This is a genomic window from Pseudomonas sp. GW821-FHT09C10 (assembly GCF_059418085.1).
In genome coordinates this window covers 252,684-268,295 of sequence record NZ_JBWKPE010000004.1, presented here as the reverse complement: position 1 = coordinate 268,295, position 15,612 = coordinate 252,684, and the positions used below count along the sequence as shown (strand labels likewise).

The 15,612-nt window shown below is 62.5% G+C and carries 11 protein-coding genes; 4 read left to right on the top strand and 7 right to left on the bottom strand.

Annotated features, from left to right (window positions below; all coding sequences use genetic code 11):
• Positions 1 to 58: 58 nt before the first annotated feature.
• Positions 59 to 1,474 (top strand): acetyl-CoA carboxylase biotin carboxylase subunit, encoded by a 1,416-nt coding sequence (locus tag AC07OT_RS10500; protein ID WP_003213442.1) that lies wholly within the window; start codon positions 59 to 61, stop codon positions 1,472 to 1,474.
• Between the two features lie 11 nt (positions 1,475 to 1,485).
• On the top strand, positions 1,486 to 3,294 hold the full coding sequence (gene oadA, locus AC07OT_RS10495) for a sodium-extruding oxaloacetate decarboxylase subunit alpha (RefSeq protein WP_115485432.1): 1,809 nt from the start codon (positions 1,486 to 1,488) through the stop codon (positions 3,292 to 3,294).
• Positions 3,295 to 3,377: 83 nt separating this feature from the next.
• Here oadA and AC07OT_RS10490 read toward each other — a convergent pair whose 3' ends face one another.
• The 3 genes from AC07OT_RS10490 to AC07OT_RS10480 all read right to left on the bottom strand — a co-directional run bounded on the left by AC07OT_RS10490 (position 3,378) and on the right by AC07OT_RS10480 (position 6,477).
• Complete coding sequence (locus tag AC07OT_RS10490; protein WP_495108022.1) at positions 3,378 to 4,688, bottom strand: autotransporter outer membrane beta-barrel domain-containing protein; 1,311 nt, start codon at positions 4,686 to 4,688, stop codon at positions 3,378 to 3,380.
• Positions 4,689 to 4,855: 167 nt separating this feature from the next.
• A complete protein-coding gene (locus tag AC07OT_RS10485; protein ID WP_495108021.1) occupies positions 4,856 to 5,659 on the bottom strand; it encodes an amino acid ABC transporter permease in 804 nt (267 codons plus the stop codon).
• Positions 5,656 to 6,477: an ABC transporter substrate-binding protein gene (locus AC07OT_RS10480; protein ID WP_495108020.1), complete on the bottom strand. Its 822-nt coding sequence runs from the start codon at positions 6,475 to 6,477 to the stop codon at positions 5,656 to 5,658. The genes AC07OT_RS10485 and AC07OT_RS10480 overlap by 4 nt, the downstream gene beginning before the upstream one ends.
• 112 nt (positions 6,478 to 6,589) lie before the next feature.
• Here AC07OT_RS10480 and AC07OT_RS10475 point away from each other — a divergent pair, with 112 nt between their 5' ends.
• Positions 6,590 to 7,489: a homocysteine S-methyltransferase family protein gene (locus tag AC07OT_RS10475; RefSeq protein ID WP_495108019.1), complete on the top strand. Its 900-nt coding sequence runs from the start codon at positions 6,590 to 6,592 to the stop codon at positions 7,487 to 7,489.
• Positions 7,490 to 7,492: 3 nt separating this feature from the next.
• On the opposite strand, the gene AC07OT_RS10470 is transcribed toward AC07OT_RS10475, so the two are convergent.
• Genes AC07OT_RS10470 through AC07OT_RS10460 form a run of 3 tightly spaced genes read right to left on the bottom strand, consistent with a single transcriptional unit; the run spans position 7,493 to position 9,265 of the window.
• The gene (locus AC07OT_RS10470; RefSeq protein ID WP_115485436.1) at positions 7,493 to 8,173 is read right to left on the bottom strand and encodes a GNAT family N-acetyltransferase; all 681 of its coding nucleotides are present in this window, start codon (positions 8,171 to 8,173) and stop codon (positions 7,493 to 7,495) included.
• A gap of 10 nt (positions 8,174 to 8,183) precedes the next feature.
• Positions 8,184 to 8,630: a GNAT family N-acetyltransferase gene (locus AC07OT_RS10465; protein WP_495108018.1), complete on the bottom strand. Its 447-nt coding sequence runs from the start codon at positions 8,628 to 8,630 to the stop codon at positions 8,184 to 8,186.
• Complete coding sequence (locus AC07OT_RS10460; RefSeq protein ID WP_495108017.1) at positions 8,627 to 9,265, bottom strand: FMN-binding negative transcriptional regulator; 639 nt, start codon at positions 9,263 to 9,265, stop codon at positions 8,627 to 8,629. Before AC07OT_RS10460 ends, AC07OT_RS10465 begins: the two co-directional genes overlap by 4 nt.
• A gap of 90 nt (positions 9,266 to 9,355) precedes the next feature.
• Here AC07OT_RS10460 and pdxR point away from each other — a divergent pair, with 90 nt between their 5' ends.
• Complete coding sequence (gene pdxR, locus AC07OT_RS10455; protein WP_495108016.1) at positions 9,356 to 10,897, top strand: MocR-like pyridoxine biosynthesis transcription factor PdxR; 1,542 nt, start codon at positions 9,356 to 9,358, stop codon at positions 10,895 to 10,897.
• A gap of 3 nt (positions 10,898 to 10,900) precedes the next feature.
• Here pdxR and AC07OT_RS10450 read toward each other — a convergent pair whose 3' ends face one another.
• The gene (locus AC07OT_RS10450) at positions 10,901 to 15,514 is read right to left on the bottom strand and encodes a dermonecrotic toxin domain-containing protein (protein WP_495108015.1); all 4,614 of its coding nucleotides are present in this window, start codon (positions 15,512 to 15,514) and stop codon (positions 10,901 to 10,903) included.
• Between the last annotated feature and the right edge of the window lie 98 nt (positions 15,515 to 15,612).

Genomic DNA, 15,612 nt, shown 5'->3' with positions numbered 1-15,612 from the left:
CGCCGACCCGGCTCCAGCGGGTCGAAGAACGCAGCAATCGGCTCAAGGGAATTTCCAAGTGATAAAAAAGATCCTGATCGCCAACCGTGGTGAAATTGCCGTACGAATCGTGCGTGCCTGCGCCGAGATGGGCATTCGCTCGGTCGCGGTTTACTCGGACGCCGACCGCCATGCGTTGCACGTCAAGCGTGCCGACGAAGCCCACAGCATTGGCGCCGAGCCGCTGGCCGGCTACCTGAACCCGCGCAAGCTGGTGAACCTGGCGGTGGAAACCGGTTGCGATGCGCTGCACCCCGGCTACGGCTTCCTGTCGGAAAACGCCGAGCTGGCAGACATCTGCGCCGAACGTGGAATCAAATTCATCGGCCCTTCGGCTGAAGTGATTCGCCGCATGGGCGACAAGACCGAAGCCCGCCGCAGCATGATCAAGGCCGGTGTGCCGGTCACGCCCGGCACCGAAGGCAACGTCGCCGACATCGCCGAGGCCCTGACCGAAGGCGACCGCATTGGTTACCCGGTGATGCTCAAGGCCACCTCCGGTGGTGGCGGTCGCGGTATCCGCCGTTGCAACAGCCGCGAAGAACTCGAGCAAGCCTTCCCTCGCGTGATCTCCGAAGCCACCAAGGCGTTCGGTTCGGCGGAAGTGTTCCTGGAAAAATGCATCGTCAATCCCAAGCACATCGAGGCGCAGATCCTCGGTGACAGCTTCGGCAACGTGGTGCATCTGTTCGAGCGCGACTGTTCGATCCAGCGCCGTAACCAGAAGCTCATCGAAATCGCCCCGAGCCCGCAGCTCACCCCGGAACAGCGCGCCTACATCGGCGACCTTTCGGTGCGTGCGGCCAAGGCCGTGGGCTACGAGAACGCCGGCACCGTGGAGTTCCTGCTCGCCGAGGGCGAGGTGTACTTCATGGAGATGAACACCCGGGTGCAGGTGGAGCACACCATCACCGAAGAAATCACCGGGATCGACATTGTCCGCGAGCAGATCCGCATCGCCTCGGGCCTGCCGTTGTCGGTGAAACAGGAAGACATCCAGCACCGTGGTTTTGCGTTGCAGTTCCGCATCAACGCCGAAGACCCGAAGAACAACTTCCTCCCCAGTTTCGGCAAGATCACTCGCTACTACGCGCCCGGCGGCCCCGGCGTGCGCACCGACACGGCGATCTACACCGGCTACACCATCCCGCCGTTCTACGACTCCATGTGCCTGAAGCTGGTGGTCTGGGCGTTGACCTGGGAAGAGGCCATGGACCGCGGCCTGCGCGCCCTGGACGACATGCGCCTGCAAGGCGTGAAGACCACGGCCGCCTACTACCAGGAAATCCTGCGTAACCCGGAATTCCGCAGCGGCCAGTTCAACACCAGTTTTGTGGAAAGCCACCCTGAGCTGACCAACTACTCGATCAAGCGCAAACCCGAAGAGCTGGCCCTGGCCATCGCCGCCGCCATCGCCGCCCACGCAGGCCTGTGAGGAACATTCCAATGACTAAAAAAATCTTCGTAACCGACACCATCCTGCGCGACGCCCACCAATCGTTGCTGGCGACCCGCATGCGCACCGACGACATGCTGCCGATCTGCGACAAGCTCGACAAAGTCGGCTACTGGTCCCTGGAAGTCTGGGGCGGCGCGACCTTCGACGCCTGCGTACGCTTCCTCAAGGAAGACCCGTGGGAGCGCCTGCGCAAACTGCGTGCCGCGTTGCCTAACACGCGCCTGCAAATGCTCCTGCGCGGCCAGAACCTGCTGGGCTACCGCCATTACAGCGACGATGTGGTCAAGGCCTTCGTGGCCAAGGCTGCCGTCAACGGTATCGACGTATTCCGCATCTTCGACGCCATGAACGACGTGCGTAACCTGCGCGTGGCCATCGAAGCGGTCAAAGCCGCCGGCAAGCATGCCCAGGGCACCATCGCCTACACCACCAGCCCGGTGCACACTGTCGAGGCCTTCGTGGCCCAGGCCAAGCAGCTGGAATCCATGGGGTGCGACTCGATCGCGATCAAGGACATGGCCGGCCTGCTGACCCCGTACGCCACCGGTGAACTGGTCAAGGCGCTGAAAGCCGAGCAGAGCCTGCCGATCTTTATCCACTCCCACGACACCGCCGGCTTGGCCGCGATGTGCCAACTCAAGGCGATCGAAAACGGTGCCGACCATATCGACACCGCGATCTCCAGCTTCGCCTGGGGCACCAGCCACCCGGGCACCGAGTCGATGGTCGCCGCCCTTAAAGGAAGCGAATTCGATACCGGCCTGGACCTGGAACTGCTGCAAGAGATCGGCCTGTACTTCTATGCCGTGCGCAAGAAGTACCACCAGTTCGAAAGCGAATTCACCGCCGTCGACACCCGTGTGCAAGTCAACCAGGTGCCGGGCGGGATGATTTCCAACCTGGCCAACCAGTTGAAAGAGCAGGGCGCTCTGAACCGCATGAGCGAAGTGCTGGCTGAAATTCCACGGGTGCGTGAAGACCTCGGCTTCCCGCCGCTGGTGACCCCGACTTCGCAGATCGTCGGCACCCAGGCGTTCTTCAACGTGCTGGCCGGTGAGCGCTACAAGACCATCACCAACGAAGTGAAGCTGTACCTGCAAGGCGGCTACGGCAAGGCGCCGGGCACAGTGAACGAGAAGCTGCGTCGCCAGGCCATCGGCAGCGAAGACGTGATCGATGTGCGCCCGGCCGATCTGCTCAAGCCGGAAATGACCAAGCTGCGCGGCGAAATCGGCGCCTTGGCCAAGTCCGAAGAAGACGTGCTGACCTACGCCATGTTCCCGGACATCGGGCGCAAGTTCCTCGAGGAACGCGACGCCGGCACCCTGACACCTGAGGTACTGCTGCCTATCCCTGAAGCCGGCGGTGTGGCCCGTGCCGGTGGTGAAGGCGTGCCGACCGAGTTCGTCATCGACGTGCACGGCGAAAGCTACCGCGTGGACATCACCGGTGTCGGTGTGAAAGCCGAAGGCAAGCGCCATTTCTACCTGTCCATCGACGGCATGCCGGAAGAAGTGGTGTTCGAACCGCTCAACGAATTCGTCGGCGGCGGCAGCAGCAAGCGCAAGCAGGCCAGCGAGCCGGGGCATGTCAGCACGGCGATGCCGGGCAATATCGTCGATGTGCTGGTCAAGGAAGGCGACGTGGTCAAGGCCGGTCAGGCCGTGCTGATCACCGAAGCGATGAAAATGGAAACCGAAGTTCAGGCTGCGATTGCCGGCAAGGTGACCGCCGTTCATGTGGCCAAGGGCGACCGGGTGAACCCTGGCGAAATCCTGATTGAAATCGAAGGCTGATCCAGCCTTCGACACGACCGTTTAATCCTCGGGGGGGCAGGTGCTCCCCTTTTTTTTGCCTGATGATCAGGCTACCTCATGGCTCAGAACGCTATCGCCCACTGGCCCATCACCCCTTGATTGCGGCTGTGGCTACCGAACTCGGCGGAATAGGTCAGGCCCACGCTGTGTGTGTCCGACAGCGCCATGTCCAGGCCGGTACGCAGCGCCAGGCTGTTACGGTCCAGTGAGGTGCCGCCGATGGTGAACGAGCTGTCGAAGTCCTCGCGTTTTTCCCAGGCGAAGGACTGGCGCACCCGGCTGCCGATGTCGCCATACAGATGTTTCCAGCTGGTGCTCAGGTGCGGTTTGAGCGTCATTTGGTTGCCCAATGCAAAGTCGCGGGTCAAACGCAGGCCGAAGGTACTGCTGAGGTTTTGCTGGGTCTGTGCACCGACATCCAGTGCGCTATAGCCACCTTTCTCCACAAAGCGGTCGCGCTGATAACGCTGGAAACCCAGTGCGGCAAAGGGCTCGGCGCGTAAGCCACCGGTGTGGAACTGATAGCCCAGTTCGGCGAAGGCATTTTGGCTGCGCGCTGTGTACTTGCCCGTGAGGTGTTCGCGGTCATTGATGAAGTCGAAATCGACATTGCGTTGATTCTGCCCGCTATGCCTGCTGTAGAGCGCGCCCAGGCGCAGTGCCAGCGGCCCGTCCTGGCGCACCGCATAAGCGCCCAGATGCCAGCTGTCCAGTTCGCCTTTGAAACGTTTGGCGCTCAGGTCACTGCCCGACTTGCCGCCCACCACGCCGAGTCGCCATGCGTTGTCGGCCGACCAGTCGGCGCCCAGCAGCAAGCCTTGGCTGCGTTGCTTCAACCCAACGCTTGCGTGTTGAGCATCCAGCGTACCGGCGCCGCCCCAGGCTTTGAGCCATACACGGCTGCCCTCGTCGGTGTCGTTATTCAACTGACGTACTGCGGACAGCAGGCTGGCGTTCAATTGTTTCATGCTGTTTTGGGTGGCACTGCCCAGGTTGGCGTTCTGGCTACCCGCCAATTGTTCCAGCACCGCACCCAATCGCCCTGGCTCCAGGCTGCCCAGGTACTCGCCGTATTGCTCAAGTCGGTATTTTTCCCACTCGTTCAGTTCGTCCGACGCCAGCAGGTCATCCACCGCGGCGTCGAGCACACGGGCGACGCTCAGGCCATTGCGGCTGGTGGCATGGTCAGCGAAGTAGAAGTTATCGGGCGCGGGCAGGGCCGGTTCATAAGGGCTTTTCTCGCTGTGCTCCGCGAGCGGATCGAACCATTCGCTGTCTGGCTCCATGTCGCCCCGTGCCTGTGCGTATTGAGCGCAGGTGGCCCCCAGCGCGAGGGTGATGGCGAGTACGAGTTGTTTCTGAATGAGCGGCATGTAAACCCACCTCTTGATGTATGAGGCGGGGAATTTAGCGGGGCACTCGGGGGATAACTGTCAGGCCAGGCAGTGCTCGTTTGCGGGAGATGTCTCTAGCCTGATGCGGAAAAGAATGCCACAGGATTGGCGCACTAAGGTGGCGGTCGATTGTTACTTGACTGACCTCACCCTCGTTTTACATACCCTTTGCCAAAATGGCGTTCCATCCGCGCCTGGATCAGTTCCAGCCCGAGGGACATGACCCAATAGATGATTGCCGCGGTGCTCAGCATCTCGATGTAGCGATAACTGGAGCGCCCGTAGGATTGCGCCAGGAACATCACTTCCCACACGCCCATCACCGAGATCAGCGACGAGTCCTTGAGCATGGAGATGAACTGGTTGGTCGCCGGCGGGACGATGGTGCGCATGGCCTGGGGCAGGGTGACGTGCCAGAAGATCGTACTGTCGCGCATGCCCAGAGCCAATGCGGCTTCCCGTTGCCCATGAGGGACGCCCAGGATGCCGGCGCGGAAGATTTCGCTCAGGTACGCGCCGTAGTTCAGCGACAGCGCGATGATCCCCGCGACGATGGCGCCCGGCACCAGCCCCAGCTGCGGCAGGCCCAGATAGATCAGCAGGATCTGGATCAGCAACGGCGTGCCACGGAAAAACGACGCGTAGAAGCTGGCGATACCAAAGGCCACGGCACTTTTGGACAGGCGCCCGAGCGCGGTGATAAAGCCCAGCACCGACGAGGCGGCAATCGCACACAGGCACAGGAACAGCGTCAGCGCTGCGCCTTGCAGGAAGCCATTGGGTGCCAGGTGCAGGCCGACCAGGTTGGGCAGCTTCTCGAGAATGATCGAGAACTTCAGGTCAAAGCTCAGGAAGAAACTGGCAAACAGGGCGAACAGCGCCGCCCAGGTCAGGTAAAGCCGCGTGCGAAAGCCCAGCAGGGCGCGCGCAGGTTTTGGGGGAACACTCATTGGCTGATATCGGCACCGATCCATTTTTGCGACAGTTTGCTCAGGGTGCCGTCCTGTTTCAACTGGGCAAATACCTCACGCACCTTGGCGTCCCACTGGGCGTCGCCTTTTTCGATGGCCACCGAGTTGGGTTCGGCATACAGCGCTGCGCCGGCGAGTTTGAAGCGTTTGTCCTGGTCCAGGCGCGGTTGGGCAGTGACCAGGTTGGTCAGGATCGCATCCAGGCGCACACCCGCGCCCAGGCCGAGGTCCTGGAAGGCGACGTTATCGGTGTCGTACGGGGCGATCTGTACGTTCTCGAACGGGTACTGCAACTGGGTGTCCTCGGCGCCTTCGATCACCAGGTTCTTGTTCAGGTAGCTCTCGTAGCTGGAGGCGCTGGTGAGGCCGACTTTCTTGCCGCTCAGGTCCTTGGCTCCGTGGATGCTGTCATCCTTGGCATTGACCACGATCACGGCAGGGGAGGCGTAATACTCCACCGGGAAGTCGAAGACTTCGGCGCGGGCCTTGCTCGGGGTCATGGAGCAGATGCAGATGTCATAGCGCCCGCTCCAGCGGCCGGCGGCGATCACGTCCCAAGACGGCGTTTCCAGGCGCAGTTTCACACCGAGCTTTTGCGCGACGGCCTTGGCCACATCGACGTCGAAGCCGTCGAGTTGGTTTTGGTCGTTGAGGAACGAGAACGGCGGGTAGCTTTCCATCAGCACGCCCACCAGTTCCTTTTTCTTCTCAACCCGGTCAAGGGTCGCGCCGCCAAAGGCTTGGGTGGAGACAGCCAGTATCGTCAGGCCCAAGGCCAATAGCGGTTTAAGTTTCAAAACGGGCACCTGAATAAAAAAGAGTTGTTATGAACCGAATTGAACGTATTAAATAGTTATAAGAACGACTCTCATAGTGAGTTATTTTCATAAGCTTATGAGTAAAAAGCATATGGCCGCAGGGAACACAGTAATTCTGGACGGCGGCATGGGCCGTGAACTGCAACGCCGCGGTGCGCCGTTCCGGCAGCCGGAGTGGTCGGCGCTGGCGTTGAGCGAAGCGCCACAGGCGGTGGAGGCCGTGCATGCGGCCTATATCGACAGTGGCGCCAACGTGATTACCAGCAACAGCTATGCGGTGGTGCCGTTCCATATAGGCGAGGCGCGCTTTGCTGCCGAAGGCCAGGCCCTGGCGGCGCTGGCGGGTGAATTGGCCAGACGGGCGGTGCAGGCTTCGGGCAAGGCCGTGCGTGTGGCCGGCTCGTTGCCGCCGTTGTTTGGTTCGTATCGGCCTGATCTGTTCGAGCCGCAGCGCGTGTCTGAGTTGCTGACGCCACTGGTGCAGGGCCTGGCACCCCATGTCGACCTGTGGCTGGCGGAGACCCAGAGCTCAATCGTTGAAGCGCGGGCGATTCATGCGGGCCTGCCGAAGGATGGCAAGCCGTTCTGGCTGTCGTTTACCTTGAAGGACGAAGACACCGACGAAGTACCGCGCCTGCGCTCCGGCGAACCGGTGGCGGACGCGGCCGAAGCGGCGGCGCAGTTGGGTGTGCAAGTGTTGCTGTTCAATTGCAGCCAGCCGGAAGTGATCGGCGCGGCGATCGATGCCGCGCGCCAGACCTTCGAGCGGTTGGGCGTGGCGATTCGGATCGGCGCCTATGCCAATGCCTTCCCGCCCCAGCCCAAGGAAGCCACGGCCAATGATGGCCTGGACCCCTTGCGCGAGGATCTCGACCCACCGGGCTACCTGCAGTGGGCTGCGGACTGGAAAACGCGCGGTGCCAGCCACTTGGGCGGGTGCTGCGGGATCGGGCCGGAGCACATTGCGGTGCTGGCCCAGAAGCTGGACTAAGCCTTAAAGCGCCTGGCGGCGACACTCCGCCAGGCCCTTCAACTGCCCGGAACCTGCCTGGTTCGCCTCCGACAACCACGCCTCAAACCCCGCGCCCACCGTCGGCCATTCCGAATCCAGGATCGAATACCACGCCGTATCGCGGTTCTGCCCCTTCACCACCATATGCTGGCGGAACACCCCCTCAAAACTGAACCCCAACCGCTCCGCCGCATATTTGGAGCGGGCGTTGCCGTTGTTGCACTTCCACTCCAGGCGGCGGTAGCCCTGTTCGAACGCGTATTTGGCCAAGAGATACACCGCCTCGGTGCTTTTGGGTGAGCGCTGCATCGGCGCGCCGAAGGTGACATGCCCGATTTCGATACGGCCCTGGGCCGGGACGATGGACATCAGGCTGAGGATGCCCTGCACCTGGCCGGACGCACGGTCGACCACGCTGAAGAAATACGGGTCGCTGTTCGCCGCATGGTTGTTCAACCACGCATCAAACGCGGCGCGTTCGGCAAACGGGCCGTAAGGCAGGTAATCCCACAACTTGGGGTCGGCACCGGGGCCTTCGAGGGCTTGCCACAATTGATCGGCGTGGCGGGCCGGGTCGAGTTTTTCCAGGCGGATAAAGCGCCCTTCGAGCAGTTGCGCGGTGGGCGCCGGGACGCCTTTCCAGTCGGCGAGGGAAGTGGACATGCTGCGCTCCTTAAAGACCTTTGCGAAATTGAATGAAGCCAGGGCGTTCGGCGATGCGCTCGTAGAGCCGGATTGCGGTGGCGTTGGTCTCGTGGGTCAGCCAGTGCACCTTGCAACAGCCGTCGGCCTTGGCAGTGGCGTAGACGAACTCGATCAGTTTACGGCCGACACCAGTGCCGCGCTGGGCCGGGTCCACCAGCAGGTCCTGCAGGTAGCAGGAGTTTTCGATGCTCCAGTTGGAGCGATGGTAGATGAAGTTGACCATGCCCACCGCCTTGCCATCCTGCCAGGCCAGCGCGGAGTGGGTCGGCTCACGGGGATCGATCAGGCGCTGCCAGGTGCTGTGGCTGACGGCGTCCGGCAGTTCGGTGTTGTAGAACGTCAAGTACGCCTGCCACAGCGGCAGCCAGGCGGCGTGGTCGGTTGCGGTGACCTGGCGGATCTCGATCTGGCTCATTCTGAAACTCCTTGGGGAATAAAGCGCGCGAGGGTCTGGTCGCGTATATCGGCGCTGGCGGCCAGGCCGTCGCGCACGCCGGCGATGTCCGCCGCGCTGCGGTTCTGGCTGAGTTTGCGTTTGCCGATCAGACGCTCGATCGGCAGGCTGAAGCCGACAATGGCCTTGAGCATGCCGTCAATGTAATCAGCCGGGGCGTCGCTGACCTTCCATGGCTGGGCGCGGTTGCCCTCGTGGCGGTCGGTGAGGGCGCTGACCACGCCGAGCAGGCGATCGGCATCGGTAAACACCTCGGCCTTGCCATAGGCATGCACCGCGATGTAATTCCAGGTGGGCACCACTTTGCCGTGCTCAGCCTTGGCCGGGTAAAACCCTGGGCTGACGTAGGCCTCGGCGCCGGCAAAGATCACCAAAGCTTCGCTGCCGTCTTGCAGGTCTTGCCACTGCCGATTGGCCTTGGCCAGGTGCCCGTACAGCGTGCCGTTGGGGCCTTCATCCGGGTTGAGCAGCAGCGGCAAGTGGCTGGCCTGCAGGCCTTGCTCGCCAAAGGTGACCAACTGCGCCAGGCGTGTGTGCTGGATCAGTTGCTGTATTTCGGGCAAGTCGTCGAGGGCAAAGGCGCGTGGTGTGTACATGAATATTTTCCTTGGCGAATGCCTGCATCCTAGGCAGGCTAATGGTTCGTTGTAAGAGCCATCTTCGGCCAATTTCATAGGTCCAATATGATGTCGCCCATTTCGCCGCCGCTGTCCTTCAACCCTGCCGGTATCGAGCTGGATCGACGCCAAGGCTTGACGCGCCAGCTTTATGAAGCCCTGCGTCAGCGCGTGTTGGATGGGCGCCTGGCCAGCGGTACGCGCCTGCCCGCCAGCCGCGACCTGGCCGCTGCGCTGTTGATTTCCCGCAACAGCGTCGTGCGCGCCTACGATCAGTTGTACGCCGAGGGGTTTGTCGAAGGCCGTGTGGGTGATGGCACCTATGTCGCCCAGTTGCCCACGGCAAAAAAACTATCCACAAAAGTATCCACAGGCTTATCAACAAGCTTATCCCCAGCCTTATCCACAAAATGGCTGGATTTGCCGCACGATCTCGACGGCGAAGTTATCCACAGGCCGGCCTTGGGGCGCGTGCACAGTCACCATTTGCCACAGCCGCCGGCGGGGCCGCCCAAGGCATTTCGCGTGGGCGTGCCAGCCTTCGATCTATTCCCGTTCGAGGTCTGGGCCAAGCTCAACGGGGCGTTCTGGCGCAAGCCGGACCTGGCGCAGCTGTGCTATGGCGACCCGGCGGGTGACAGCCGCCTGCGCGGCTTGATCGCCGCTTACCTGCGCAGCTCACGGGGCATGCAATGTACGGCTGAGCAAATAGTGATCACCAGCGGTGCACAACAGGCAATCAGTCTTTGTGCACAGCTGCTGGTGGAGCCAGGTGACGGGGTGGCGGTGGAAAACCCGGGCTATCGGGCCGCCGGGCACGCGTTCGCACTGGCCGGTGCCAATCTGCAGGGCGTGCCTGTGGACAGCGACGGCATCGATTGCCAGGTCCTGAATACCTTGGGTGATTGCCGCCTGGCCTATGTCACGCCCTCCCACCAATACCCGCTGGGCGTGGTGATGAGCCTGGCGCGGCGCCTGGAGTTGCTGGCCTGGGCCGAGCGCACCGGCGGTTGGATCGTGGAGGACGACTATGACGGCGAATACCGCTACAGCGGCGCACCCCTGGCGCCCCTGGCCGCGCTCGACCGCAGCGGCCGTGTGCTGTACGTCGGCACCTTCGGCAAGGTCGCATTCCCGGCCTTGCGCCTGGGCTATCTGGTGTTGCCGCCAGGCCTGGTCGATGCCTTCTCACGGCGCCGTGCGGTTGATATGCGCCACTCGGAAGTCAGTACCCAGGCGGTGATGGCCGAGTTTATGGCGGCCGGACACTTCCAGCGGCATATCCGCCGGATGCGGCGCGCGGCATTGAGCCGGCGCAATGCCTTGCTCGCCGGGTGGCCGCGCGGTCTGCCGGGGGTGGGCGAGTTGCCCGTTATCGCCGCAGGGCTGCACATGACCGTGCGCGTGGACAGCCTGGCCCGCGAGCAACAGCTGCTTGAGCAGGCCCGTGCCGTGGGCGTCGAAGTCAATGGTTTAAGCAGTTACTGGCTGGCGCACCCCAGCACTCCAGTAGACCAGCGTGCCGGCCTGGTGCTGGGGTTTGCCGCCGTACCCGAGGCGGCCGTTGCCGAGGCCCTGGCAACGTTGCGCAGGGCCTGGCAGCACGATTGACGGTCAGGCCTGGAAAAACAACGAACGGGCCAGGGTCGGGCTGATTTCACTGCGATAAATCGCGATCTGGTCACGGTCGCTCAAGCCCGTGCGGTGCACAGCGCCCCCCAGCTTCTGCTGGTCGCGGGTCTTGAGGTGGCCGGCGGTGTAGTGCTCCAGCGCCGCCTGGGGAGACTCATAGTGAAAGTGCGCATACCAGAGCACCGCATGGGTCTGGTGGTCACGCACCTCGTATTCGTCCAGGTAGTTTTTGCCGGGGCCCTTGAGCCGCCGCCGCGTGACCACTTTGGCGATTTTCACCAGGCCTTGGCTGTGCAGCCACTCCACCCGTGCCGCCGTGGGTGGTTGTTGTTTGGTCATGCTGATGCGAGTGCTTGTGCCCAGTTCGTATAGCCGTTGTGCGGCGTCATTGAGGCGACGGTTGAGGGCGGCGGCGGGCGGGCGGTCGCTTTCCGTGAGGTTGAGCCGGGTCAGCGCCTCTTCGATCGTGGCCACTGCGTGTTCCAGGCGTGCGGCGTACTGGTGGAACATCTCTTCGATTTCCACCGGAATACGTCCGGCTTTCTTCGCGTGGTCCAGGGTGCGCAGGGTGGCGGCGGGCTCTTCATTCAGCAGGCTCTGGGCGGCGTCGATGCGGGTGCCCAGGTCGATTACCTGGGGCTCACGGGGGCTTGAAGGTGTGCTCTGGCGTTCAACCCAGACCCCAGGGGTTTTTTCGTGAAAGGTCGCGATGAGCTTGCCCGTCACCGGGGCCTTGACGTCCACCAGGCCGCTTTCGGCTTCACGGGGCTCGCCCACCACCACCCCGTTGAAGCGTGTCTTGATGACTTTGCGCTTGGGTGTCGGGGGGGCTTTTGATGGGCCAGGCTTGGGCTCCAGGGCTTTTCGTTGCCTGATCAACAGCGCCAGCTCATGCACCGCCTGTTGGTTGAATTCATCGATGCGTTGGCGCAGGTTCTCCAGGGGGTCTCGCTGCACCTGTTCCGGGTGTTCGGCGTGCAGGTCCAGCAGGCGTTGGTCGACAATCGCGAACTGGTCGACCAGGCTGTTGAGCACTTCAATACGCTCGTGCAGGTCGCTGATGCTGGTTTCCACCAGGGTCTCGATCCACGTTTGCACCGTGAGATCGGCGGTATCCACGATGTCATTGAGTTGTGCCCGGGCGTCGGTGAAGGCCTCCCCGCTGCCTTCGCCAATACACAGGTAGCGGCTGAGGGTGAGTTGCATGGCCTTGAGGTCGTGCAGCTTGAAGTCGGGCAGGGCCTGCACGCTGGTCTGGATGACCTTGGCGCCCTCTATGCCCAGGCTTTCCAGCTGGCGATAGCGCGATTGCGCATACTCCATGCGGTTGATCATATCCAGGTTCAGCTTCGCCATCGTCTGTGCGATCTCGTTACGCTGCTTGATGTCCAGGGAGGTGAGGGCTTCCATGTCTTCCACCGACACCAGCAACTTGTCGCGAAAGACCGGCAAGCGTTCCGCGATGGCCGAGCGGGTCAGCAGCAGTTGTTTGTTCAGGTAGTCGATCATCGAACTCTGGTAGTTGGGTACCGAATCGATGACATTCAGCGAACGTAACTGGCGAATGGGCACGTCATAGTCGGCCAGGCGGCTGTCGACCTTGTCGAGGAATGCCTGGCGCTGGCGATCGGAGGAGGGCCCGGGCACCGGGTCTATCGCGGCGTGGGCCTGGGCGACTTCAGCTTGCCCGCGCCGTTCGTCAGCATCGAATTGGTTGAGTTTCTGCCGGAGGTCGGTGATCCGCGAAGGTACCTTGCCGCGAGCCGATTGTCGGCGATTCCTGAAACCGGCACCGCGCAGGCGCAGGCGAGTGTCGACAAACCATTGCCCGGCCAGGTTGCTCACCAGCAGCGGGCCGATGTGAGTGGAGCGGCCCGGGTCGACGATCATGACATTGTCGTGCTCATCCACCGCCACCTCGAACCAGCGTGCGCCCACCGGCGCGTACCATTTATCGCCAAGCGCATAGAGATGCAGGTGCGGCCCTGCTTCTTTGACGGCCGCCCCCAGTCCCTCGGGCCTGGCCACTTTGAAGCGGTCCAGTGTGGCCCCCAGGCTTGTCGGTGAGCGTTGGAGTGCGCCGCTGTTGTACAGCGGGCCTTGATGGCGAGCGGGCGGTTCGGCGTCGGGCAAGTCGGGGCGGCGCATCACGGGGATCCGGTGCTCCGGCGGCAGTCTGGTTTCAGGCGCCTGGGTCGGGGTGGCTTCATGTTTCGGCAGCGTGGCCTTGGACGTCTTTCGCATCGGCGGATGGCGCAGGGCGACGTGCAGCACCAGGGCCATGCCCAGGTTGAGCAGCAGATCCACCTGGGCTGTCCAGGACACCTGCCCGTCAGGCTCCGGCTCCACCTGGGCGGTCGCCTGCAGGTCGTCCATGATTTGCCAGATCCAGGCCGCGATGCCCACGGTGCGGCCCATGAATGGCAACGCCGCGCTGAAAATCAGCCAGCCGGCTTCTCGATAGCTTGCCCAGCGTTTCTGAGCGTTGGACACCGATTGCCGCGTCGCCAATTCAACCATCGCGTTGGCGTTGTCCCTGAACAGCGTCGCCAGGCTGTCGTTGCCCACCACTTCATCGCTCAAGGCCAGGGGGCCGCTCATTTGCACCACCACGTGCGGCTCCACCAACCCGCGCACCACGGTCCACGGCGAAGGTAATGCGGCAGGGAAGACATACTGCTCGTAGTTGAAGCGCACATCTTCGGCCAGCCAGGCCAGTACCGAGTCGCGCAGGGTGCGGTGATGCTTGATGGCGTACAACAGGTTTTGCCGTGACGGGTACTGGATCAGCACCGGCTCCAGCAGTGGGCGGTACAACAGGCACGGGCCTTGGGTGTGGTCGCGGGGGCCGATCACAAACATATTCGCCACCCCATCCTGCGCCTGGCTGGTGCGCAGGGTGGGAATGAACGCCAGGCGCCGAATAACGATCTCTTGCCCCTCGACCTGCCGTTCATGGGCGTGTTCCTGCACCGCGGCAGCGATATAGCGATAACCGCGATCATCGATGCCGTGCAGGCCCTGGATTTTCCACTGCAAGGCCAGCAGTGGCAGTTGCACCCGCAAGTGAGAGGTGTAGAGGGTTTGCCGAAGCCTCGATTGAACGGGGTCGTCGAGCAAGGTGTGTTTGATCAGCGTCGGGTAACGCTCACCGATGTCGAGGGTTTCGATCACGTCCTTGAGGTAGTTGTACGTCAGCCATTGCGGCCCCTCGCCGCCGTTGTAGTGCACGCTGGGCGTACCGGTGGGCAGCCCGGTGAGGTTTTCCAGGGCCAGGTCGATCAGGTTGCGCCGGGTGATGTCACTGGTTCCGGGCAGCACGAAGGTGCCCCAGACCACCGGGCTTTCGATGCTGATCTCTATCTTGTCCAGGTTCAGGCTCGCGCCATTTGCATGGGCCTTGATCCGGTTTTGCAGTTGCTGCCTGGCGTAGTCGCGGATCGGCGGGATACCGTCCTGGAAAGACTGCCCGTGGTTGTGGGTATGCAGTTCCGCCAGCTCGATCACGTAACGGCTGTAGGTCGATACGTCCAGGTCCGAGGCATTGGCAAGCCAGTCGGGAAGTTGCGCGTGGATCTGGTGGATGCTCGACAATGAGTGATCGCTCAAGTCTTCAATCACCGGCAGGATGCGCGCGACGGCCTGGCCGGTGACCGCAGCCGTGGCGGGTGCTTCAAGGTCGGCGGAGCCAATTGATCCGATGGCCTGCAATTGCAGGGCGATCAGGTTGCACGCCAGGCTGTCGAAAAAATCCCCGGCGGGTTCGTACAATCGCCATTGCACGGTTACCTCCCCATCAGCTTGAGTCAGTGCCGCGGGCAAGGCTTCGCCGAGCTTTTGCAGTGACTCGAATTTCTCGTAGCCGTTGATCAGCGAATACGTCAGGACCCGCTGGCGTTGCTCATGTACCCCGATCAGCACCGCGATATCCGACAGGCCGACGTGAGTGGAGCGGTTGTTTTTAAGGCCATCTATATCGATCAGGTAAGCGTGTGTCTGGAATATGTCGAAGTTCCGACGCTTGGCCCGGTCCGGAAAGTGGAACAACGTCCTGGCCATGGCGCAATCGTGTTCATCCCAGCCGTCCTGCGCGGTGACGTTCCAGACTTTGCGCAGGGAATGGGAGAGCGTTTGCCAGCGTGGGCCCGCCAGGCCGGTGGAAGCGTTCCAGTAATCAAGTTGCTGCTCCTGGAAGGCGGTAAAGATCAGCGCCGCCAGCTCATTGATCAGCCGCGCAATGGCATCGATCTGCACCGGCAGGTGCACGGCGGGCTTGGCCTCGGGCTCCAGGGTGAGGAAATGTTCGCCGTCGATATAGATCACCGGCTCGGGCGCCAGAGCCTGGTTGGCCAGCACCGAGGTCAGCGATTGCGCGGTGGCGGGTGCGGATTGGATGACATCGCCAACGATGCGCCAGCGTGGCGTGATGACCATGGCCAGGTCAGGGTCGATAGCGAGTGTCGGGTATTGCTCCATGAGGGACGAACGCAACAGGTTGGCGGCAACGTCGCGGATCGACGGGCCGACGCTCAGTTGCGTCAGCAGCTCATAGCTGCTGGGCGGGCGATTGTTGCTAAGGGGGGAATCGTTGGGCATCTGCAGCTCCTTGGCCTGGGTCGGCATGAAGAGCTGCAAGGTAATTGGCGCTGCGGCCGGTGGGTCGGTAGATAAGTCATCATGGCCGGGAAGCGCAC